Source organism: Legionella qingyii (genome assembly GCF_003184185.1).
Genome location: NZ_QHJG01000084.1, coordinates 709 through 1344, shown reverse-complemented (window position 1 = coordinate 1344; position 636 = coordinate 709).

The following is a 636-nucleotide window of genomic DNA, read 5'->3' as shown; positions in this document are numbered from 1 at the left end:
GGTAGGTTTCTTGATATACGCTAATTGCTCAAACGACTTTGTCAAAGATGAAAACTGGGGAGTCAACAAAACATCAAATTTTTAATGTTAATCCCGTCCCCTCATTACCTTGCCGGTTGGCTAAATTCCTGATAATCCTCAGAAATCACTGGAATTATAAGGTAGAATATGAAGTATTACGTAGCTCTCTTTAACATTAACCAGTTTCTATTTTGGTAAAGACTTCTACTACTCGTAGCTCGTCGTCTTCACTAAGTTTTCGATTTACTGTTCATATAAGAACTTTATCTACCCAATAACCGTCTTTTTCTGAATTACCTTTAAATATAATTCTTAAAGTAATGTAAAAATACTAAGTTCTTATTTAGAAAGGGATTAAAAAATATATATTTATTAAAAACTCCTAGGGGTACTATATATTCCAACAAAAAAAACCATTTTCACCTTCACCGTTTTGGGTCTAATATGCAGCTTGCCGACCAAATAGTCTAAAATTTAACTTACGAGGAGGATGTTATCCGCATCTAAAAAACCGAGCTTTTTATCTAAGGTCGTCAAGACACAGTAATACCCTCTATCGACCTCCATGTGTTATATTTCTGTACTCTTTAGATAAAATATCCCTATGACTACGAA